At 68.5% G+C, this 22,215-nt stretch carries 15 protein-coding genes; 6 read left to right on the top strand and 9 right to left on the bottom strand.

Features of this window, described 5'->3' with window-relative positions; translation table 11 throughout:
- Positions 1-117 precede the first annotated feature (117 nt).
- On the top strand, positions 118-1,407 hold the full coding sequence (locus RBS12_RS16635; protein ID WP_307967247.1) for a hypothetical protein: 1,290 nt from the start codon (positions 118-120) through the stop codon (positions 1,405-1,407).
- Positions 1,408-1,475: 68 nt separating this feature from the next.
- On the opposite strand, the gene RBS12_RS16630 is transcribed toward RBS12_RS16635, so the two are convergent.
- From RBS12_RS16630 to RBS12_RS16590, 9 genes are all read right to left on the bottom strand, one after another.
- Positions 1,476-2,705, bottom strand: coding sequence for a sugar MFS transporter (locus RBS12_RS16630; protein ID WP_373886550.1), 1,230 nt, complete (start codon positions 2,703-2,705; stop codon positions 1,476-1,478).
- Positions 2,706-2,737: 32 nt separating this feature from the next.
- Positions 2,738-4,753, bottom strand: coding sequence for a penicillin-binding transpeptidase domain-containing protein (locus RBS12_RS16625; RefSeq protein WP_307967246.1), 2,016 nt, complete (start codon positions 4,751-4,753; stop codon positions 2,738-2,740).
- A 74-nt stretch (positions 4,754-4,827) separates the two neighbouring features.
- Complete coding sequence (locus RBS12_RS16620; RefSeq protein WP_307967245.1) at positions 4,828-6,996, bottom strand: transglycosylase domain-containing protein; 2,169 nt, start codon at positions 6,994-6,996, stop codon at positions 4,828-4,830.
- Positions 6,997-7,107: 111 nt separating this feature from the next.
- Positions 7,108-9,786 carry an ATP-dependent helicase HrpB gene (gene hrpB / locus RBS12_RS16615; RefSeq protein WP_307967244.1) on the bottom strand — a complete coding sequence of 893 codons (2,679 nt, stop codon included), beginning with the start codon at positions 9,784-9,786 and terminating at the stop codon, positions 7,108-7,110.
- Between the two features lie 8 nt (positions 9,787-9,794).
- Complete coding sequence (locus RBS12_RS16610) at positions 9,795-11,246, bottom strand: glycosyltransferase 87 family protein (protein WP_307967243.1); 1,452 nt, start codon at positions 11,244-11,246, stop codon at positions 9,795-9,797.
- Between the two features lie 55 nt (positions 11,247-11,301).
- Positions 11,302-12,144, bottom strand: a complete 843-nt coding sequence (locus RBS12_RS16605; RefSeq protein ID WP_307967242.1) for a trypsin-like serine protease — start codon at positions 12,142-12,144, stop codon at positions 11,302-11,304.
- A gap of 75 nt (positions 12,145-12,219) precedes the next feature.
- On the bottom strand, positions 12,220-12,456 hold the full coding sequence (locus RBS12_RS16600; RefSeq protein ID WP_307967241.1) for a hypothetical protein: 237 nt from the start codon (positions 12,454-12,456) through the stop codon (positions 12,220-12,222).
- Between the two features lie 602 nt (positions 12,457-13,058).
- Positions 13,059-13,640 carry a histidine phosphatase family protein gene (locus RBS12_RS16595; RefSeq protein ID WP_307967240.1) on the bottom strand — a complete coding sequence of 194 codons (582 nt, stop codon included), beginning with the start codon at positions 13,638-13,640 and terminating at the stop codon, positions 13,059-13,061.
- Complete coding sequence (locus RBS12_RS16590; protein WP_307967239.1) at positions 13,637-15,142, bottom strand: CCA tRNA nucleotidyltransferase; 1,506 nt, start codon at positions 15,140-15,142, stop codon at positions 13,637-13,639. Before RBS12_RS16590 ends, RBS12_RS16595 begins: the two co-directional genes overlap by 4 nt.
- A 157-nt stretch (positions 15,143-15,299) precedes the next feature.
- Here RBS12_RS16590 and RBS12_RS16585 point away from each other — a divergent pair, with 157 nt between their 5' ends.
- The 5 genes from RBS12_RS16585 (at position 15,300) to trxA (ending at position 20,952) form a co-directional block, all read left to right on the top strand.
- Complete coding sequence (locus RBS12_RS16585) at positions 15,300-15,806, top strand: NUDIX hydrolase (protein WP_373886549.1); 507 nt, start codon at positions 15,300-15,302, stop codon at positions 15,804-15,806.
- A gap of 10 nt (positions 15,807-15,816) precedes the next feature.
- Positions 15,817-17,757 carry a murein biosynthesis integral membrane protein MurJ gene (gene murJ, locus RBS12_RS16580; RefSeq protein ID WP_307967237.1) on the top strand — a complete coding sequence of 647 codons (1,941 nt, stop codon included), beginning with the start codon at positions 15,817-15,819 and terminating at the stop codon, positions 17,755-17,757.
- A gap of 112 nt (positions 17,758-17,869) precedes the next feature.
- Complete coding sequence (locus RBS12_RS16575) at positions 17,870-19,408, top strand: ABC transporter substrate-binding protein (protein ID WP_307967235.1); 1,539 nt, start codon at positions 17,870-17,872, stop codon at positions 19,406-19,408.
- Between the two features lie 206 nt (positions 19,409-19,614).
- Positions 19,615-20,595 (top strand): thioredoxin-disulfide reductase, encoded by a 981-nt coding sequence (gene trxB / locus RBS12_RS16570; protein ID WP_307967234.1) that lies wholly within the window; start codon positions 19,615-19,617, stop codon positions 20,593-20,595.
- 27 nt (positions 20,596-20,622) lie between these two features.
- Positions 20,623-20,952, top strand: a complete 330-nt coding sequence (gene trxA / locus RBS12_RS16565; RefSeq protein ID WP_307967233.1) for a thioredoxin — start codon at positions 20,623-20,625, stop codon at positions 20,950-20,952.
- Positions 20,953-22,215 lie beyond the last annotated feature (1,263 nt).

Genomic DNA, 22,215 nt, shown 5'->3' with positions numbered 1-22,215 from the left:
AGCTGATAATCCTGAACGCCATCTTGTGAATGGCGCCGTGGTCTGCAACGCTCTGAAGGCTGTTTAATAACACAAACTGTCAACTTGTTACACAGCTGTGAGTCGAGGAGACACCACTTGAAACGCAAATACTTTGCGCTGGCGGGCTCAGCCCTGCTGCTCGCGACGGGCCTTGCGGCCATGTCGACTCCGTCGTGGGCCTCGTCCCTCGACGTCTCGGTGAACGCCGGCCCCTCGGTCGATGTCAAGGTCGGCCCCTCAGTCGAAGTGGATGTCGATCACGTGGTCGACGTGACGATCGATCACTCGATCAAGGTGTGCACGAACCTCCTGCCGGGTCAGGCAGCGTGCACCGCACGCCAAGCGGCCGATCGCAATGGCCACCCTGTCTCGAACGCGTCTCCCCCCAGCACGGCGCTCACTCCGGCGCAGCTCCGCGACGCCTACAAGCTCACGGGAACGTCGTCCGGCGGCCGCACAGTCGCGATTGTCGATGCCTACGGCTACCCGAACCTCGCAAACGATCTCGCGACGTACCGCGCGCAGTTCGGCCTGCCCGCGTGCACCGTCGCGAGCGGGTGCCTGCGGATCCTGAATGAGAACGGCGGCACGAGGCTCCCCGCGTTCAACCTCGGCTGGGCGCAGGAGCAGTCCCTCGACGTCGACGCGGTCTCGGCGGCGTGCCCCGACTGCAAGATCGTCGTGATCCAGGCCAACAGCGCATCGTTCAGCGACCTCGGCACGGGCGTCCAGACCGCGGCGAAAATCCCCGGCGTCGTCGCGATCTCGAACAGCTACGGCGGCTCCGACGCCTCCGACGCGACGTACGGGAAGTACTACAACTTCCCCGGCATCGCAGTAACCGCAAGCGCCGGCGACAGCGGCTACAAGGGCGGTTCGTACCCGGCCGACTCGAGCTACGTGACCGCCGTCGGCGGCACCTCGCTCTCCGCGGCCCCCGGCACCGCACGCGGCTGGACCGAGTCGGTGTGGAGCGGCACGGGATCGGGCTGCTCGTCCTACAACGCCGCGCTGCCGGCGGCGGCTCCCTACAACACGGGCTGCGCCAAGCGGGCCATGAATGACGTCGCCGCGGCCGCCGATCCAAACACCGGCGGCCTCGCCGTCTACTACCCGACCTCGAGCAAGAGCTCGACGTGGGGCCAGTTCGGCGGCACGAGCGAGGCCTCGCCGATCATCGCGTCCGTCTACGCACTGAGCGGCAACACGGGCTCGGCGGCGACGGGCACGTACGCGAACTCGATCCCGTACGGCCACCCGGGCAGCCTCTTCGACGTCACGAACGGGACCAATGGCTCGTGCTCGCCGTCGCTGTGGTGCACGGCCGGCACGGGCTGGGACGGGCCGACGGGGCTCGGAACGCCGAACGGCACGGGGGCCTTCTAAGCCTCCCGCCAATCATTCAGGGGTCAGGTCCCGTGGGTTCTCACCCACGGGACCTGACCCTTGAACGGTTAAGACGCGGGCTTGCGCGTGGCCCCCGCGAGGACGAGCGCGACGGCGATCGGCGCGAGGATCGCAAGGAGAGCCGGGCGGAGCCCTACGTGGTCTCCGAGAAAGCCCAGGAAAGGCGGGCCCGCGAGGAACGCGATGTACCCGATGGTCGAGACGACGGAGACGCGCGCGGCGGCGTGCCGGGGATCGTCGGACGCGGCGGACATGCCCATGGGGAATGTGAGGGCCGCACCGAGGCCCCAGAGCAGCGCGCCGACGAAGGAGATCCAATAGGTTCCCGCCAGCGCGTAGACGGCGAGGCCCACGAGTGCCGAGACCATGCTGAGCCGGAGCGCCGTCACGCGGCCGAGGCGGTCGATGATCGCACCGCCGAACCAGCGCGCGATCGTCATCGCACCCACGAACACCGCGAAGAGGGCCGCGCCCGCCGCTTCGCTCGTGCCGAGGCCGTCGACGACGCCCTTCGAGATCCAGTCGTTGCCCGCGCCCTCCGTGAGCGTCGCCCCGAGGACGACGACGCCGATGAGCAGCGTGCGCGGGTGCGTCCACGCGGCGAGCGCGCCGCCCGGTTCCTTGTCCGCGCGGGCCGGGGACCCGCCGTCGTCCGCGCTGTTGTCCGCCGCGCTCAGGGCGGGCGTCTCGTGGGCGGCGAGCGGAAGGAAGTGCCGCGGAACCAGGGCAACGATGACAAGGACCGCCACCATGATCGCCGCGAGATGCAGTGGGAGCGGCACCCCGAGCGCGCTCAAGGCCGCGCCGACGAGCGCCCCCAGCACGGCGCCGCCGCTGAAGCCCGCGTGCAGCTGGGGCATGATCGTGCGGCCGAGGCGGTGCTCGACGTCGGCCCCTTCGATGTTCTGCCCGACGTCCCAGAGCGCGATTCCCACGCCGAACACGGCGAGCCCCGCCGCAACCACCAGGACTGAGTGCACAAGCAGTCCGCCGGCGAGCGTCCCACCCGCCACGACCGCGAGGAGACCGCCGAGACGCACCGTGCGGACGATCCCGATGCGCCCCGCGATGTGCCCGACGAGCGGCATCGAGCACAGCGAGCCGATCGCCCCGACGAGCAGCAAGAGGCCCATCTGTCCCGTCGACAGGCCGAGCGTCTCGGTCACCGCCGGAATGCGCGCGGCCCAGCTCGCGAAGATGAATCCGTTCGTCGCGAAGATGACGAACGTCGCGATCGCTGCGCGGCGCACGACGGCGCGCGGCGTCGCCGCCTCGATCCTTTCGGTGTCGGACGCGTCACGAGGGAGGGTCACTGCGCTGCCTTCGTGAGGAACGTTGTGAGGAGAGGGCCGGAGATCGTCGCAGCGAGGCCGCCCTCGTCGACGAAGACGGCGACCGCGAGGTCTCCCTGGATTCCGATGATCCACGCGTGCGTCTTGGGTGGGTTGTCGCTCCCGAACTCGGCCGTTCCGGTCTTCGCGCCGACGGGTGCGCCGGGCACCGAGAGGAGGAAACCCGCGTGCCCGCTCGTGACGACGGCGCGCATCATGCCCTGAAGCGTGCTCGCCTCAGCCTGGGAGATCGGCTTGCCTATGGGCGTCTTCGCGGTCGGCGAGGCCGCCGCGGTTGCCGAGGCCGTGCTTCCCTCGGTCGGCTCGTCGTGCTCTCCCTGGCTGAGCACGAGCCGCGGCGAGACGCGATCGCCCTTCTCGACGGACGCGGCCATGACCGCGGCCGCGAGGGGTGAGAAGAGGACCTTGCCCTGCCCGATCATCGACGCGGCATGCTCGGTCGACCCGGCCTGATCGGGAACCAACCCGAGGAAGGCGTCCGCGCCGAGGAGCGGCGCCTCGACGCCGACGCCGAGGGATGTCGCAGTCGCCGAGAGCTGATCCTGCGAGACCTTGTCCCGCTGCGAGATGAACGCGGTGTTGCACGAGTGCGCGTACGCATCGCGAAGCGGGATCGTACCGAGGTGGGCGGCGGGGTAGCCCGTTGCGTTCTGGAAGGTCTTGCCGTCCACCGTGAGCGTCGGGGTGCATTCGACGGGAAGCTCGGGCGTCGCGCCCTGGCGCAGGAGCGCGAGGGAGTCGACTGTCTTGAAGATCGAGCCGGGGGCGTACTGCCCGAGCATCGCGGTGTTGTATCCCTTGCTGCCAGGTCCGCTCGCGGCCGCGAGCACCGAGCCGTCCGACGGCCTGATCGCGACGATCGCCGACGCCGGGCCGACCCCTGCGAGGGTGTCGTCGGCGAGCTGCTGGAGCCGGGGATCGATCGTGGTCCTGACGGGCGTGCCCGGCTCGGGGGCTGCCTCGAAGATCGTGCGCTTCGCGGAGCCCGAGGGCGAGGGCGACGGCGCCGCCTTCCCCGCGCTGGGGGCCGCGGTTGCGCTGGGCTCGCCCGAGCCGCCGGAATGGACCGCGAAAACGGTCACGCCCTCCTTCCCGCGCAGCTGGTCGTTGTACTTCTCCTCGAGCCCGCCCGTGCCCGTGAGATCGCCCGCGCTCAGCTCGCCGCCCGACTTCTGGATCTGTTCGGCCGTGGCCTGGCCGACGGTTCCGAGAAGCGCCCGGCCGAAGGCCTTCGTGGGGGCGAGGGGAAGGGTGTCTCCCAGGGCCACCGCACCCTGGATGGCCGTGATCTGTGCGTCGTTGGGGGTGCGGCCGGGCGCATCGCGCAGCACGATGGCCTCGACGAACGCCTTCTCGCCCGCGGCCGCGACCTGCTTCGCGTAGTCGGCCGGGTCGAGGCCCGTGAGGGTTGCGAGAGCGCGTGCGGAAGCGTCCTGCGCTTCCTTCGGGACCTTGGTCTTGTCGATGCCTACCCGCACGACTGCGCGCTCCGTCACGAGTTTCGCGTCCCCCGCCCCGATGATGTCGGCCCGTGCGGGCGTGCGCGTCTGCGCAACGAGCACTTCCCCGGCCTGGAGTCCGGGGGCAAGCAGTCCGGTCGCCCAGCGTACTGCCCAGTGCCCGCCGTCCTGGGCGACCTGCGCCGTCGTCGTGTACTTCCACTCGCGACCGGCGAGCTCCCAGCGGAAGTCGAGCGGCACGGTCGTCGCCTCGTTGGACTTCGTGGGGTGCCCGGCCGTCACGGCGGGCTTGGCGTCTCCGAGGCCCTCGACGATGGCCTTGAGCTGGCTCTGGGCGGTCGCCGGATCCGTCCCGGTGATGGGCGCTTGGCTCACGTCGAGCGCCGAAAGCGCCTTGGAGACCTGGTCGGCGGCCTGTTGCTGCGCGGCCTGAGAACCGTCGTCGCAGGACGCGAGAGCGGCGGCCAGCAGGGCGGCAGAGAGGACAAAGGTGACGGTACGGAGGTTCCCCACCGCCCCAGCCTACGCAGTTCGGGCAGCGCGTCCTAGGACTTTACTGCGTTCGATGGTCAAACGGTCCCGGGCCGCTACCCGGTGATGAGGTTCCTTGGGGGCGGGTCGAAGTCTCCGCGGTCGAAGAGCGGCGCGGCCTTCTGCATGTACTGCGCCCACTGCGGCCCCGCAATGAAAGCACCGTCGACGCTTCGATAGTGCCGTCCGTTGACCCACACGTCGCGCCCGTTCCGCAGGCTCGGGTCGTTGAGCGCCTCGCCGAAGAAGGACGCCGTCGCGAGTCCACGCGTGTAGCCCACGACCCACGTCTGGCTGTTGTATTGGTTCGTCCCCGTCTTCGCGGCGACCGGGACGCCGACCTTGATCGGCCGGCCACCGGCGTCCTTGATGTTGAGGCCCGAGCCCTTCGTCAGAACATCCTCGAGCACGTTGGTCACGGCCTTCGCGACGTCGGGCTTGACGGCGCTCTCGATGCAGCGCTGTGCCTGGCCACCGAGCCGCTTCCCGCGGGAGTCCGTGACCTCGCTGATCGAGATCGGCTCGCAGTACGTTCCGTTCGCCGCGAAGGTCGCGAAGGCGCTCGCCATCGTCATAGGGGCGACATTCTCACCGCCGAGCAGGTTGCCGAGAGTCGACAGGTCGAGCTTCTTGCCCTGGCCCTCGCCCTTGTGGATGCCGAGCGAATCTGCGGCGCGCTGGATGTTGCAGAAGTCGCTCAGCGCGGCCGCGGAGGCGAACGTCGCGGTGTTGATCGACTGGTACACGCCCTCACGGACCGTCATGCGGCGGTACCACGTGGGCTCATCGTTCTGGAGGTCGAGGGAGCCCTGCTGCGAGCTGTCGTAGGAGCCGGTCACGGGGCTGCACGTCGTCTTCCACGGGTGGTCAAGGCCGTAGCGGCGACGCGACGCGTCGACATACTGGTTTGTGGCTCTGCCCTCGCCGAGCCATGCCGAGAGCGTCACGGGCTTCATCGTCGAGCCCGGCTGGAATCCGCCGGCTCCGCCCAGGTCGTTGCCGCCGGCGTCGTGGGCGTCCACGTTGAAGTTGTAGGCCGTGACGAAGTCGAGGCCCTGGTCCTTGAGCATGCGCGTGTTCTGGGCCATGGCGAGGATCTTGCCCGTCCCGGGCTGGACGGTCACGAGCGAGGCGCCCCATGTGTCGGGATTGGCTCCTGCCGTCGAGTCGACCTGGTCCTGGGCCGGTCCCTGAAGCCGGGGGTCAAGCGTCGTCTTGATCGTGAGGCCGCCGCGCGAGAGCGTACGCGCGCGTTCCTCGGGCGTCGAACCGTAGGCCGAATCGCCGAGGATCTGGTTCACGACGAAGTCGCAGAAATACGGGGCTTGGGCCGCGTACGCGCAGCCCTGCCTGGGCGGGCTCGCTTTCGTCTGCAAAGGCGATGCAACGGCCTCGTCGTACTGGCGCTGGTTGATGTAGCCGTGTTCGAGCATCGCCCCGAGAACAAGGTTCCGGCGCTTGGCCGAGGCCTCGGGGGCCTGGATCGGGTCGAAGAACGCGGGACCGTTGACGAGACCCGCAAGCGTGGCCGCCTGAGTGAGGCTGAGGTCCTTCGCGTCGACGGAGAAGTAGTACTGGCTCGCAGCCTGGATCCCGTACGCGTTGCGGTTGAAGAAGACGATGTTGAGGTACCCCTCGAGGATCTGCTCCTTCGAGTACTGCCTCTCGAGGGCGATGGCGAGCTTGATCTCCCGAAGCTTGTCCCCGTAGCCCTTCTGCTGCCCGTTGACGACGACTTCGTTCTGCCTGCCTTGCGCAACCCGGGCGTCGTTGAGGACGTTGGTCACGTATTGCTGTGTGATCGTGGATGCGCCCTGCCGCCCGCCGCGCAGGTTTGCGACGGCGGCCCGCAGGATGCCCGACATGTCGACGCCGCCGTGCTCGTAGAACCGGTAGTCCTCGACGGCGACAATGGCGTTCTTGATGTTGGGCGACATGTCGTCGAGCTTGACCGGTGTCCGATTCTCGCTGAAGAGCGTCGCGAGCTGCGAGCCGTCGGCCGCGAGGATCCTGGTCACCTGCCCGGGCGGCGCAACGATGAGCTCGCTCGGGAGCCGGTCGAAAATCTGGGCCGTGCCGCCCGCGGCGCTTCCCACCACCGCGGCCGCGGGCATGATGAGCCCCGCGACCAACACGCCGCACAGGGCGCTGACGCCGACGAAAGACAAGATCCTGCCGAAAACAGCGGACGTGGCAAACGGCCACGCGACGAGCTTCTTGCGCACTGCAACCCCCATTGCACCCGGCCGAGCCAAAGCAGCGCCGGGATATTCCCCCTATTGGAGGGGAATCCTACCCACAGCCGGCGACATCGGACGACGACGGCCACCTCGCCCCTACCCGCCGCCCTCCATGCGCCGCTTGGTCTTTGCGGTGGCGACGGCCGTCCACGGATCCTCGGGCCACGGATGCTTGGGATACTTTCCGCGCATTTCCGCCCGGACATGCGCATACGGCCCCGACCAGAACGAGGCGAGATCGTCGGTGACGGCGAGGGGCCGGCCCGCGGGCGAGAGGAGGTGGAACAGGATCGGCACGCGCCCGCCGACAATGCGCGGGGTCTCGGCCAGACCGAAGCACTCCTGAAGCTTGACCGCGACAACCGGCCGCCCGCCGTCGTCCGCGCCGTGCGGCGCGAGAGCCGGGTAGTCGATCCGAACGCGCGAACCGCTCGGCACCTTGAGCCGCTCTGGGACGAGCTCGTCGAGCCGGCTGGCCTCGGGCCATGGGAGGAGGCGGCGCAGCGGATCGGCGAGGTCGACCGACCGCGTCGAGGCGCCATCGGCCAGCGCCTCGAGCTCGGGGCCGAGCCACTCGTCGAGGCGCTCGAGGAGCGCGGCCTCGGCGACGTCCGGCCAGGGATCCCCGATTTCCCGGCGGACGAGCGCGAGCCGGCGGCGGAGCGCGTCTGCGGCCGGCGACCAGCCGACGACGCCGAGGCCGTCCTCGGCGAGTGCCCGGCCAACCGCCTCGCGTCCTTCGGCGCGCGAGGGACGCACCGGGGTGGACGAGAGCACGATGGCCCCGAGCCGTCGCTCGCGCCGCGCCGCCACGCGACCCTCGACGAATTCCGCCCGGACGGCATCTGTCACAATGTGGCTCGCCGCGTACTCCGCAATGTTCTGGCTGATCGCTACGGCTGCCCGAACGACAGCGCCCGTGCCGGCCGCGTCCCGCCCCTGCGAGCGCGCGACGTCGGCGATCGCGAGCCATTCGTGCCCCGAGAGCGGGCTTGCCGCCGGAAGGCCCGCTCGGGTTCCGGACGCGAGCAGGTACCGCTCGTCCGCGCCCGGAACGCGGCGTGCCACGGAGCGCGGGAAGGCGAGGGCGACGACGAGACCGGCCCTCTCGGCGTCGGTCCGCAGCGTGGGGGGCGGCGTACCGTCGCGGTCAGGCCCCGGGGGGCCGGCGTGCTCGCGGGCGAGGCGCTCGAACCGCCGGGCCTCCTCGTCCCAGGCCCGCAGCGAGGGCTCGCGGCCGGCTCGCGCCACGGCGAGGAGCCTCCCGAGATCGGCCCCGGGAGCCCGCGGATCGCGTGCGACGAGCGCGACGGCCTCCGCTGCGGCGCGCGGACCCACAACGGCAGACCCATCCAGCAGGGCTCTGCCCAGCCGCGGATCCGCGGGAATCCGGGCGAGGACGCGCCCGAGCTCCGTAGCGAGCCCGTCCTGCGCGATGGCGCCGATGCCTTCGAGGGTGCGCACGGCGTCGGCCAGCGCGGACGGCGGCGGCTGGTCCGGGAGCGCGAGTCCGCGCCCGCCGGGGGCGCCCCAGCATGCGAGGAGGAGTGCGGCCTCCGTGAGGTCGGCGACGGCAATCTCGGGGGTCGGCTGAGCCGGAGCCGCCGCGTACGCGCGCTCGTCGTAGCAGCGCACGACGCGTCCCGGTCCCTGCCGGGCCGCACGCCCGGCCCGCTGTTCGGCTGACGCCCGCGAACACGAGACCGTGACGAGTCCCGACATGCCGCGCGTCGCGTCCCGCCGCGGCTCGCGCGCGAGCCCCGAATCGATCACGAGCCGCACGCCGGGAACCGTGAGCGACGACTCCGCGAGCGAGGTCGAGACGACGATGCGCGGCGGGTCGCCCGGTGCTCGCCCGGAGACCGCGCGGTCCTGCTCCGAGGGCGGGGCCTGACTGTGGAGCTCGAACACGTCGACCCCAGTGAGCCTGGCGCGCAGTCGTTCCGCGATGTGGCGCACCTCGCGCGCGCCGGGCGCGAAGACGAGCGCGTCGATGTCGTGACCGGCGGCGAGCGCTGCCGAATGCTCGGCGGCCGCCGTGTCCGCCACGTAGTCGAGGAATCCGCGCGTCACCCCGCGATCATCGAGCCTCGCAGCGGACGACGGCGCCCAGCCCACCTCGAGCTGGTGCAGAGCGGAAGGACTGTCGACGACGGCAGCCGGCACGACGTCGTCGTTCGCGAGAAGGGCCGCGAATCGGGGCGCGTCGAGGGTCGCCGACATCGCGACGAGCACGAGGTCTTCGCGGAGCTGGCGCACCTCGGCGAGCATGCCGAATGCGAGGTCGGTTTCGAGGCCGCGCTCGTGGACCTCGTCGAGGATCACCGCCGAGACGCCGTCGAGGGCCGGGTCCGCGAGGAGGCGCCGCACGAGGACCCCCGGGGTCACGAATTCGACGAGCAGGTCCTGGCCGCCGCGGCGTTCGCCGCGGACCGTGTAGCCGACGCGGTCGCCGAGTGCGCTGCCGTCGAGCGCGGCGAGGCGGTGGGCCGCTGCCCGTACGGCGACCCGCCGGGGCTGGGTGACGACGACGCGCGGGCGCCTCCCGCCGTCGTCCGCGGCCAAACGGGAGGTGAGGTTGGCGACGAGCGGTGGGACGAGCGTCGTCTTGCCGGTGCCGGGCGGCGCCTGGACGACGGCGACTCCCCGCACGGCGAGCACGTCCCCGAGCTCGTCGAGCGCGTGTGCGAACACGAGCCCCGCGCCGAGGTGCGCGAGGTCGAAGCCGCGCGCTGCGGCATCGACTGCTGAGTAACTGTCGTTTTGAGACCCCATAACGACAGTTACGCAGCAGTCGATGTCGTGAAGGCCAGCCCAGACCGCGCGATCGTCACTGCATCCGGCGCGCCGTCGAACTCGCCACCCTGGGGATCGTCTTGGCGGCTCCTGCGGATCGGATCCGTCGAAGGGTCGTATATGTCTGCAACGACATGTATGCAGAGGTATACGAGGATCGCCATATGCACGAGGACGGCCATCGCATAATACGGCGAGTCGATGTTGTTCTGAACCGGCCCGTTGCTCGTCGTGAAGCCCAGATACATCCACACCGCGGTCCAATGCAGCGCCTCGGCGGCCATCCAGACGAGGAAGTCGCGCCATCTGGGCCGGGCAAGTGCCAGGAGCGGAATGAGCCACACGACATATTGCGGCGAGTAGACCTTGCCCGTGAGCGTGAAGGCCGCGACGACGAGGAACGCGAGCTGCGCGAGTCGCGGGCGACGCGGCGCGTGCAGGGCGATGAACGCGATGCCGAGGCAGCAGACGCCGAACCCCGCGATGAACAGGGCGTTGGCGGCCGGGGCCGAGATCTGGGTCCAGTGGAGCCGGTCGGCGACGAGGTTCCACGCGTAGTAGGCCGAGGAGAAGCCGGGCTCGCGCGAGGCTGAAAACTCGTAGAAGAACGCCCAGCCGCGAGGGTCGCCGATCATGGCCGGGAGGTCGACGAGGAGCCAGGCAAGCGCGGCCGAACCCACCACGAGGAGGGTCTGCCGCCACCGTCCCGTGCGGATCGCGAGAAGCACAAGCACCCCGAGGACGAGCACTGGGTAGAACTTCGTCGCGGTTCCGAGGCCGATCGCAAGGCCCGCGAGGACAGGTCGGTTGCGGGAGAACGCGAGGATGCCGAGGGAGAGGAACGCGACGGCCCACAGGTCCCAGTTGATGAAGCCCGCGAGGATCGCGCCCGGAGCGATCGCGAGGAGGGCCGCGTCCCAGGGCCGCCGCAGGTTCAAGCGGGCCGTCGCGACGACCGCGATCATCCACATAAGCGCGGCGAGGGTCGCGTTGACGTCGAAGTAGGCCGTGGCCCGCGCGTCGCTCGCCCCATGGCCCGGAACGACGAGCGCCGTGACCGCCGCGATGAACGACGTGACGACGGGGTACTCGAAGCGGGTCCCCGGGGTGAAGAGCGGCAGGATGCCGTCGGCGAATCCGCGTTCCTTGAAGAGGGTCGGGAAGTCCGAATAGCACGTCGCATAGAACTCGGCGGGCGAGTTCCACCCGTTGGCCCGGCAGTACCCCTTGATGAGCACGCCCGCGACGGCCGCGGCCGCCGTCAGAATCAGGAGCATGAGTTCAGGGGTCCAGATTCCCCGACGCACGATTCCCGGTGCGGCGTGGGAACCTACCGGCCCACCGACGACCTCCGAGAGGGTGTGCACGAGCGGATCGTTGCGGCTCGGCGACATGACCGCGCGCGGCGCGCGGCCGTCGTCGTCCGCGGTCGGGTCCATGCCACCGAGCATACCGGCCGACGCCGGCCGCAGGCCGCGCCCCAGGCTCGCAGGCCTATGGCGTCACGCCGAAGCCCGCGAGCCACGCCTGAACGGGGGCGATGTCGACGCGCTGCAGGCCGTCGTGCGCAAGGCAGTTCGCCTGGCCGAAGCTCGTCACCGCGACGATCACCCCGTCCGCGAAGACCGGCCCGCCCGAATCGCCCGAGCAGATCCCGCCCGTGCCCCGGCCGGGGTTCACGTTCGCATGGGTCGTGAGGATCTGTGCCGCAACGCTCTGGACGCGCAGGTCCACGGAGCGGCGGATCATCGGGTACGCGATGGGCACGCGTCGCTGCGGGCCAGACTCAGGCTTGCCGAGCTCGACTCCATAGCCGACCGCGGTGACCGTCGACTTCGGGACATCGCCGGGTGCGAGCGCGTCCAGCGTTCCGGACGCCGCGATCGCGTACGGCTGCTGAGAGACGGGCTGGTCGAGCACGACGACGCCGACGTCGTTCCAGTTCGCCTCGTCCGTGAAGTGCGAATACTGCGGGTCGGTGTACCCCGTGCCCGAGATCCGCCCTGCGAGATCGGCGGCCGAGTACCCGGCCTTGGGGTCCGATGCGACGGGAAGGCCCGACGGCGGCTGCTCGGCGATGACGGAATCGAACGTCACGAGTGTCTTCCCGAGCGCGCCATCCGTGCAGTGGGCCGCCGTGAGCAGCACGTTCGGCGCAACAAGGGCCGCCGAGCAGCGGAACCGCCCCTCAGCCGAGTAGAAGACGATCATCGCAACGCCCGGGTGCGCGCCGCCGTCGGCCGTCCCGCCAGTGCTCGCCTGAGCGGGAACGGCCGCGACCGCGAGCCCGAATACCGTGGCCAATACCGCAAAGACGGCAAGGATTCTCTTGCGCATGCTCCCCTTCTTCCCCGCGCACGCCCTGTGCGCCCGAGAGGGATTCTTCACGACGTACTCGGGTTCTGGCCAGTGTCACCGAAGCGGAGTGGTGAGGGCTATCTCACGGTGGACCGCCTCGCGGTGCGCTTCGATGCGTTCGGCGTCGATGCCGGTCGAGAGAATCTGACGGAGACGCTGGATCATGGTCGTCACCTCCTCGGGTGATTCGCTGTCAATGGACGACGGCGGGTGGTCGCCGTGCGGGTCGTCGACGCCGCTTGGCTCGTCGTCGATCGCGGTCGATGGGGACGGCGAAATGGGCGTGGGCATGGGTAACTCCTCGGTGCGTGAGTGGTGCGGCCGCGCACAATAGGTGGGCACGGCTGAATAAGGGCATGCGGAATTGGTCGTGCGCCAATTCGGCGACTGCAGGCAGCAATCATCGATGTGAATTCACACGTCGAAAAGCTGCGTGCGGGAAGCCGGGATCAGAAAGACAGAATCCCGGAATGCCGCAGGCGAGAAGGGTCCCCGGAACGATGACTTCGGGGTGTGGGCATAGCCCGGCCTACGGTGTCAGAAGGCGCGGCGGCGCAAAGGGCAGGCTTCAGCCTCGCCGTGCGCCGCGTACCGGCAGCAGTCCGCGGACTCCTCCCACCGTAAACGCGGTCCAGCCACGGTCAAGAACCTTGGTTGCCTTCATGAGTCCACCCTCCTCTGCTGCCGATATGCGTTCGTGCCGGACGTCGAGTCGATAACGAGGCCAAAGCCCCACGGCACATCAGTAAAGCTATCCCAGCATCACAAGAATTCGCAACCCCGCGACGAGAAAATTTCACTCGTGTTTGCGCCAGAAGCCATCAGCACGTCGATACACGCGAATTGCCGCCAGCTTTCGGGGCCGGCCGAGCCGCGCCCCGGAGGCGAATGTCCTAAAGTCCCCAGGCCTCGACGGCCGGTGTCCTCTTGTCCCAGCCGAGGCGGCAGGCCTTTGCGGTGCCGAGGAGGAAGTGACGTCCCTCGATCGGGGCCAGCCCGAGCCATCGCGCCGTGAGGATGCGGCAGAAATGGCCGTGCGCGACGACGAGGACGTTCTCCACCTCGGAGTTCAGCGCGCGTTCGACGACCCGATCCGCGCGCGCCGAGACGTCGTCGAGCGTCTCGCCGTGGGGAACTCCGTGCGTCCAGATGAGATAGTCCGGATTCTCCTTGCGGATGTCGGCGGAACGGATGCCTTCGTAGTCGCCGTAGTCCCACTCGACCGCATTCGGTTCGACGGTCGCGTCCGGGAAGCCGGCAAGCGCCGCCGTCGTCCGCGCCCGCTGGAGCGGCGACGTGAGCACGAGCCCGAAGTCGACGCCGCCCAGCGTCGACTTCGCCTCGCGCGCCTGGTCCTCGCCCTCAGCGGTGAGCGGAAGGTCCGTGAGCCCCGTGTACTGGCCGCTCTTCGACCATTCCGTCTCGCCGTGCCGCAGGAGCCACAGCTTGGGCAGTCCGAAATCCTCGACGCTCACTCGTTCTCCTTCTTCTCAGCCGTGCCGGCCTTCTCTGCGGCACCGGAGCTTGCCCCATCGGCATTTCCGTCACCGGCGGACTCCGGCTGAGCCGCCCACCATTCAAGCAGCTTCGCGCGCGCCTCGTCCTCCGTGGCCGGCCCGTTCTCCATGCGCTCGTCGAGCAGGAAGCGGTATGCACGGCCGACGACGGGTCCCGGCTTGATCCCGAGGATCGCCATGATGTCCTGGCCATCGAGATCGGGGCGAATCGCGGCGAGCTCCTCCTGCTCGGCGAGCTCGGCGATGCGCTGCTCAAGGTCGTCGTAGGCGAACGAGAGGCGATCAGCCTTGCGCTGGTTCCGCGTCGTCACATCCGAGCGGGTGAGCCGGTGGAGCCGCTCGAGCAGGGGTCCCGCGTCGGTCACGTAGCGGCGGACGGCGGAATCCGTCCAGCCCGCGTCGCCGTAGCCGTAGAAGCGCATGTGCAGCTCGACGAGCCTCGCGACGGCCTTGATGGTGTCGTTGTCGAAGCGGAGCTCGCGCATACGCTTCTTGGCCAGCTTCGCGCCGACCACGTCGTGGTGGCGGAAGGAAACCCCGCCGCCCGGCTCGAAGCGCCTCGTCGCCGGCTTGCCGATGTCGTGCAGGAGGGCAGCGAAGCGGAGCACGAAGTCCGGCGAGGGCACAGAGCCGTCGGGGCCGGTCTCAAGAGCGACCGCCTGATCGAGCACGGTCAAGGAGTGGTGGTAGACGTCCTTGTGGCGGTGGTGCTCGTCGACTTCAAGCCGCAGGGCGCTCACCTCCGGCAGGACAATGTCCGCAATCCCGGTCTCGACGAGGAGGTCGATGCCGACACGCGGGTCCGGGCCGTTGATGAGCTTGACGAGTTCGTCGCGGATGCGCTCGGCCGAGACGATCGAGATCCGGCCCGCCATGGCGGTCATCGCCGCACGCACGTCGGGGGCGACGTCGACCTCGAGTTGGGACGCGAAACGTGCGGCCCGCATCATGCGCAGCGGATCGTCGGAGAAGGAGTCTTCAGGCGTTCCGGGAGTGCGGAGGACGCCGGCGAGAAGGTCGCGGACGCCGCCGAACGGATCGACGAGTTCGAGCGAGGGCAGGCGGAGCGCCATGGCGTTCATGCTGAAGTCGCGGCGCTCGAGGTCTCCGACGAGCGAGCTTCCGAACGCGACGACGGGCTTGCGGGACTCGGGATCGTACGCTTCCGCGCGGTAGGTCGTCACTTCGAGCTGGAAGCCAGCCTTGCGCAGCCCGATGGTCCCGAAGTCTCGCCCGATCTCCCAGTGGGCATCTGCCCAGCCCTTGATGACGTTGAGCGTTTCGTCGGGCGTGGCGTTCGTCGTGAAGTCGAGGTCGGGCGAGCGCCGGTCAAGGAAGAGGTCACGCACAGGGCCGCCAACGAGAGAAAGCTCGAAGCCCGCATCGACGAATCGCCGACCGAGTTCGAGCGCCACGGGCTCAATCGTGAATTGAACGGACGGTGACTCGGGCGCCGTCATACGTGCTCCCTGCGCTTCTTCTCCTGCCATAGTCCTTAAAGCTTGGCAGATCTTGCGGCGCAGGCCGTGCACGGTCCCGCGGGGAGCTCTCTTGGTTAGAGTGGACTGCATGGTTATCCCGCTGCCGAGCGATCCTCAGAAGAGGAGGAGCGCGCCGCTGCCGTCCGCGATCGGACCGCACGTCGCGCCGGCCGGGCAAACCTATATCCACTCTCTTCCCACTGTTGAGGAGATTTCCGCGGGCGGCGTCATCGTCGATACAACCGATCCGAACCTTCCCGTCGCGATCATCGCGCGGCTCAATCGCGGAGGCCGGCTCGAGTGGTGCCTCCCCAAGGGCCATCCCGAGGGCAAGGAATCCAACGAAACCGCCGCAGTCCGGGAGATCAGCGAAGAGACCGGAATCGACGGGCTGATCCTCGCGCCGCTCGGAAGCATCGACTATTGGTTCACCGTCACGGGCCATCGCGTGCACAAGACCGTGCACCACTATCTTCTCCAGGCGGTAGGCGGCGATCTGACGATCGAGAACGATCCCGACCAAGAGGCGGTCGATGTCGCGTGGGTCCCGATCTCGGAACTCTCGCGGCGGCTCTCGTTCCCCAACGAGCGGCGCATCGCGGATCTGGCCCGGGAAGTGCTCCCGGAGCACCTCCTGAAGTGACGGGCCCCTGATGGCAACCAAGGCCCCGGCGTCTGAGGCCCGATCAAGCGCGATCATGGCCGCCGGCACGCTGCTATCGCGCGTGCTCGGCTTTCTGCGCCAGCTCCTCCTCGTCTACGCCCTGGGCCTCGGCTCGACGGTCACGGATACGTTCGTCAACGCGAACAACCTGCCGAATCTCATCTTCCTGCTCGTCGCGGGCGGAGTTTTCAACACCGTCCTCGTTCCGCAGATCATCAAGGCGAGCCGGGCTGCCGACCAGGGTGCCGACTACATCAGCCGGCTGCTCACGCTGGGCGTCATCGTCACGTTTGTCCTTACCGCCCTCGTGACGATCGGCGCCCCGATTGTCATGCGCCTCACGACCTCCGGGTACAGCCCGCCCCAGCTCGCACTCGCGACAGTCTTCGCGTACTGGTGCCTCCCGCAGATCTTCTTCTACGGGCTGTATGCCCTGCTCACCCAGGTCCTCAACGCGCATGGGGCCTTCGGGCCCGCGATGTGGGCGCCGCTCGTGAACAACGTCGTCGCGATCGCGGGCCTCGGCATGTTCATCTGGATCTTCGGCACAAACAACGCGCATCAGCACACGCTCGACAACTGGGGCACGCCGCAGACGCTGCTCGTCGCGGGCGCCTCGACGGTCGGCGTCGTGATCCAGACAGCCATGTTGTTCATCCCGGTGGCCCGGCTCGGCCTCGGGCTGCGGCCGCGATTCGGGTGGCGCGGCGTCGGCCTCGGTGCGGCAGCGCGCATCGGGGCGTGGACGCTCGCGACGACGGCCGTCGGCCAGCTCACGTTCCTCTACCTCATGAGGGTCGCCTCGATGCCGGGCGCCGCGCGTGAACAGCTGCGCGAGGCCAACGACCCCTTATGGCAGTTCATCCCGGGCAACACGGTGCTCGAGATGGCGAGCCAGCTCTATCTCCTGCCGCACTCGATCATTGCGCTCTCCCTCGCGACGGTCCTCTTCAACCGGATGACGGAGGCCTCCCAGTCCGGCGACCGGCGCGGCGTGCGGATAGCGCTTTCCTCCGGTCTGCGCACGATGGCCGTCGCCACCGTCTTCAGCGCCCTCGCGCTCTTCGCCCTCGCGGCGCCGCTCGGCATGTTCTTCTCGGGCGGCAACAAGACCGACGGCGTCATGCTCGCCCAGACCCTCAGCATCCTCGCCCTCAGCACCCCGTTCCTGAGCGCGAACTTCATGATGTCCCGCGTCTTCTACTCCTACGAGGACGCGAAGACGCCGTTCAAGATCCAGCTATGGCTCGCCGTCCTCAACGTCGTCGGCGCCACGGCGATCCAGTTCCTTCCCGCGCGCTTCATCATCTACGCCATCGCCGCCCTGTACACGGTGGGCAACATCCTCTCCGTCGTCCTGAGCGGCGCGTACCTCAGGCGCCGACTCGGCCATCTCGACGGCGCCACCGTGGCCCGCTCGTACATCCGCATGGGCTACGCCGCGTCCGGCGCAGCCCTCGCGGGCGGCCTTGCTGTGGGGCTCCTCGGCGGGCTTTCGAAGGACGGCTTCATCTGGAGCTCGAGCTTCGCAGCCCTCGTGTCGATCGCCGTCATCGGCGTCGCAATGCTCTTCGTCTACCTCGTTCTGCTGCGGATCTTCCGCGTCCATGAGCTGCGGGATCTCCTGCGCCCCCTGCTGGGGCGACTCGGCGCGCGGGCGGCTGCCACGCCGTCGTCCGCTCCAGCGCGTGCGGCGACGGACGACGGGGGTGCTGCCGCCGGCCACCCGCGCGAGCCGGAGCCGGCCTACGCGCTCCGCGACAGCCTTCCGACCCTCTCGGACGACACGGGCATCATCCCGCGCATTTCGGGCCAGTTCGACCCGGGCTTCTACCGCGCGCGGCCGCCCTCATCGGGTCCCGGCACCCTGCCCGGCAGGAGGACTTACCAAGGCCGACCGGGGCGGAATCCGCATTTCCCGGAAATCTGATCCGCTCCGTCAAAAAGAGTCGTCCGGCCCCTGTCCGCTAGGATCAAGACTTAGCACATAGGCCCGGCACGTCCGGGCTGGCCGGGGCAGACTTTTATCCAGGGAGGTACCCGTGTCCCAGTCCATCGACGTCGGCACAGTGTTGGGCGGACGGTATAAAGTCACGTCCTCGATCGTCACGTCGCACGACGGGGACCTGGTGCTCGACGGAGTGGACCAGATCCTCAACCGTCCCGTGAGCATCCTGGTTTCAGCGCCGGACAACGCCGAACAACTCGCCCAGAGCGCGCGCGAAGTCGCAGTTGGCGAACGCAACGTCGGCATCCAGGTGCTCGATCTCGGGGTCAGCCACGGCGCAACGTATCTCATCACGAACCACGCCGAGGCCGCCGATCTCCTCGACCTCATCGTCGCCCAGGAGGCTCCATATGTGGAGCCGTTCTTCACGGACACCCTCGGCAGCGAGATCTTCGGCGAATCCCGCTCGCGCGAACCCGAGACCTACAACGGGCTGTACGACCACGGCCAGCATGACTACATCCAGTACCCGGAGGGGGAAGAGGGCGGGCCGACAGGCCAGATTCCGCAGGCGAACGGGTCGCAGGCACCGCGCCAGCAGTGGGCCGCGCCCCCGGTTCCGCCTGCTGCCGCTCCGCCCCCTCCGGCGGCGCCTCCCCGTTCGGCGAATGGCCTCGACGCCGGAAGCGAGGGCCCGGCGGCCTCTCAGCCCAAGGTGACCCCGTGGTACGAGCCCGCGACCGGTGAGCCTTCGTCTCAGAACACCTCTCCGGCGCCCACGCAGGCCACGCCGGCCGCACCGGCCGCGCCGCCTCCGACGGAAGCCCCGCGCTACACACCTCAGCCGCCGGCCCAGAAGCCTGCCTCTGCGGCGTCCCCGTCGGGTCAGGGCCGCGGAACGACGTTCCCGAATGCCGCACGGCAGGCGGCCTGGAGCAACACATCGGAACGAGTCTTCGACCGGGACGACGAGCTCGAAGAGGACGACGAGTCGACCCGACCGAAGTCGGTTCCGTGGCTCGTCGGCGGTATCCTCGCGGTCATCCTCATCGCGGCGCTCATCTTCGCGTTCACGACCCTCGGCGGACTCTTCCAACCACAGGCGGGCGGGACCAAGGGGGCCACGACCGGCGGGGCCGGCCAGTCCTCGAGCCCTGGGCAGAGCCAGCCCGCCGCGCCGGTTGTTCCCGTCATCGACTCGGTGACCCGGCTCAATCCGGGCGAGCTGAGCTTCGCAGCGCAGTTCGACTCGAAGCTCCCGCTGACGTTCGACGGCAATCCGGCAACATACTGGTCGGACATGGAGTTCGGCTCCGAGGATTGGGGCGGACTCGTCAAGAGCGTCTCCCTCTCCGTGAAGCTCAAGGAAGTCTCCGACATCAAGCAGGTCGAGCTCGACCAGCTCGGCGGAACGGGCGGCAGCGTCAGTGTCTACACCAACGCACAGCCCGATCTCACCGGCGCGACGCTTGCCGGGACAAGCTCCTTCAACAGCGAAAAGCTCGTCCTTCCGCTGCCCAACGCCGTCAAGGCGCAATACGTGATCATTCAGATCAAGGCGCTGCCGAGGCTGTCCGCTCCGAAGACGCAGTATCCGTATGGTCTGCGGCTTGCCGAGATCAAGATCCAATAGACCGGACGACGACGGCGCAGCCCCCTTTTCGTCGAAAGCCGCCCCCGGATGTGGTTCCGGGGGCGGCTTTTCTTCACATCCTCTCGGGCCACGAACGCCTTCGGTACCCTTGAAGGGCGACAGAGCGGCGGAATACCAGCGCTCGTCGACACGTTGTGAGCTGTGGACGCCGAGTCCCGCACGTCAGAAGAAGAGGTCATCCGCCAGTGAGCACTGCCGACAGCAACGCCACCGACATCCGCGACGTTATCGTCGTGGGCTCCGGTCCCGCCGGGTACACCGCAGCGATCTATACCGCGCGAGCCAACCTCAAGCCGTTGATTTTCGCTGGTTCCGTGACCGCCGGCGGCGAACTGATGAACACGACCGAGGTCGAAAACTTCCCCGGCTTCCCGGACGGCGTGCAGGGTCCCGAGCTCATGGACAAGCTCGAGCAGCAGGCGGCCAAGTTTGGCGCCCAGATCGAGTTCGAGGACGTCGAGACAGTCGACCTCGAGGGCGAGGTCAAGCGGGTGGTCCTTGCGAACGGCGAGGAGCACCTTGCTCGCTCGGTCATCATCGCGACCGGCTCGGCCTACCGCGAGCTGGGGCTGCCCAACGAGAAGCGTCTCTCGGGCCACGGCGTGAGCTGGTGCGCGACCTGTGACGGTTTCTTCTTCAAGGACCAGAACATCGCTGTCGTCGGCGGCGGCGACTCCGCCATGGAGGAAGCACTATTCCTGACCAAGTTCGCGCGCACCGTTACGGTGGTCCACCGCCGCGACTCTCTTCGCGCGTCGAAGATCATGGCTGACCGCGCGCTCGCGCACGAGAAGATCTCGTTCGCGTGGAACAGCGAAGTCGTCGATGTCATCGGCGGCGACAAGGTCACCGGCCTGGCGCTTCGCAACATCGAGGACGGATCGGAGTCCGTGCTCGCGGTGACCGGCATCTTCGTCGCCATCGGGAACGATCCGCGCACTGACCTTGTCAAGGACGTGCTCGAGTTGACCGCCGTCGGCACGATCGCCGTGGATGGCCGCTCGTCCCGCACGAGTGTCGCCGGCGTGTTTGCCGCGGGCGACGTCGTCGACCCCACGTACCGCCAAGCGATTACCGCAGCCGGATCCGGTTGCGTTGCCGCCCTCGACGTTGAGCACTACCTTGCAGACCTCGAGGCGCGAACCCTCGCCACTCAGCAAGCCTAATTCACCCCCACAGATCGGAAGGCAGACATGAGCAACGCCAGAGACGTCACCGACGCCCAGTTCACCGATGAGGTTCTTCTTTCGGAGAAGCCCGTTATCGTCGACTTCTGGGCTGAATGGTGCGGGCCGTGCCGCAAGGTGGGTCCAATCCTCGACGACATCTCGGTCGAATACTCGGATCAGGTCGACGTTGTGAAGGTGAATGTCGACGACAACCCGAACATTGCCGCTGAGTACGGAATCACATCGATTCCCGCCGTCTACCTCTTCGAGGGGGGCAAGGTGACCGGAACCGTGATCGGGGCCCGTCCCAAGCAGTACTTCGAGAAGGAATGGTCGGAGATCCTTTCCAAGTAGCTCATCCGTTTCGACGGAATCTGAGGGGGCGCAGCCTGGTGGCTGCGCCCCCTTTGTTTCACGTGAAACGATGAGGCGGCTCGTGCTCGTGCGAAGCGCGACCCGAAGCTCGGGATCAATTGGATCCCTCTGTTTCCATGGCTTGCCATGAGGTGACTGAGTGCACAACGACGCGGGAGAACGTCATCGCAGCTGGTGTGTCCAGAACGCTTTGCCAAGATGAGGACTGCTCCGCCGAGATCATGATCCTCACAATGCGCCTGAAAAGCCGTCACGCGCCCCTCAGCGAGGAGTCACCGATGGTCGGGCCAACGATGATCACGCCAGCACCCCCAGAGGCACTGAGAGACGCGTCCAATGGACGACGAGGCGTCGCTACTTCTGAATCCACATCCTTCGCCACCGTCGCCGATATGGGAGGCGGGGAACCCGGCGCTGTGTGGACCGACGTCCGCCACGCCGATCGGCGTCCGTCTCGCTATTCGGGGTCGGACACATTGGCCGACGTCTGCCCAATTGCTCAGCGTCCGTCACGCTGATCGCGCAGCACATCGCTCGGCGTCCGCCACTCCGATCGGCATCCGCCACGCCACTCAGGACCCGGCACATCAGCCAGCCTCCGCCACACCACTCGGCGCGCGGTACATCAGCCGGCTTCCGCCTCGCTACTCAGGGGTCGGACGCATTGGCCGGCGTCCGCCCTATCGCTCAGCGTCCGCCACTCCGATCGGCATCCGCCACGCCACTCAGGACCCGGCACATCGACCAGCTTCCGCCACGCCGCCCGGTGTGCGGCACGTCGACCAGCATTTACCCCATCGCTCAGCTTTCGAGAAGTGATCTGCAGAGGTCTACCTTTTTGGCGAAGCTAGACGTCATTAGCCCGCGGCGTGCGCATCCAGGTGCCAGCCGCGCGCCGTGCCGCCCTGGTCCCGACGGCTCGCTAACCGCTGGTGGGCACGACTCAGCTCTTCCCCCAGCGGAACTTCCGCCGGTCGCAAGGTCCGGCTCCTCGCTACCCTCCATCACGCGGAATAGCTCGGACCACCTCCGTTGCCCGCCGGGGGCCATCGGGCAACTTTGACGCTCATTGTCGAAACCGCCACCGTCGAAGCTGCCCCTTCCGTCGACATCTGTGCAAATGCTCCCCGCAGCTAACGACTCACATGGCGGGGGCGGGCCTTTCGAGCCAGGGTCGCGAAGGCCGTGGTTCATTCCCGTCCGCGTCGCCGCCCGAACCCCAGTCCGCAGGCCCCGGCAGCC

This window comes from Sinomonas sp. ASV322 (assembly GCF_030908245.1).
Taxonomy (GTDB): Bacteria; Actinomycetota; Actinomycetes; order Actinomycetales; family Micrococcaceae; genus Sinomonas.
Note: the sequence above shows the minus strand (reverse complement) of the source record. Positions and strands in the feature narration are given on the sequence as shown.

Coding starts and splice junctions, on each gene's coding strand:
- hrpB (WP_307967244.1), bottom strand. CDS start 9,786: ATGGGGTCTCAAAACGACAGTTACTCAGCAGTCGATGCCGCAGCGCGC.
- RBS12_RS16610 (WP_307967243.1), bottom strand. CDS start 11,246: ATGGACCCGACCGCGGACGACGACGGCCGCGCGCCGCGCGCGGTCATG.
- RBS12_RS16605 (WP_307967242.1), bottom strand. CDS start 12,144: ATGCGCAAGAGAATCCTTGCCGTCTTTGCGGTATTGGCCACGGTATTC.
- RBS12_RS16600 (WP_307967241.1), bottom strand. CDS start 12,456: ATGCCCACGCCCATTTCGCCGTCCCCATCGACCGCGATCGACGACGAG.
- RBS12_RS16590 (WP_307967239.1), bottom strand. CDS start 15,142: ATGACGGCGCCCGAGTCACCGTCCGTTCAATTCACGATTGAGCCCGTG.
- murJ (WP_307967237.1), top strand. CDS start 15,817: ATGGCAACCAAGGCCCCGGCGTCTGAGGCCCGATCAAGCGCGATCATG.
- trxA (WP_307967233.1), top strand. CDS start 20,623: ATGAGCAACGCCAGAGACGTCACCGACGCCCAGTTCACCGATGAGGTT.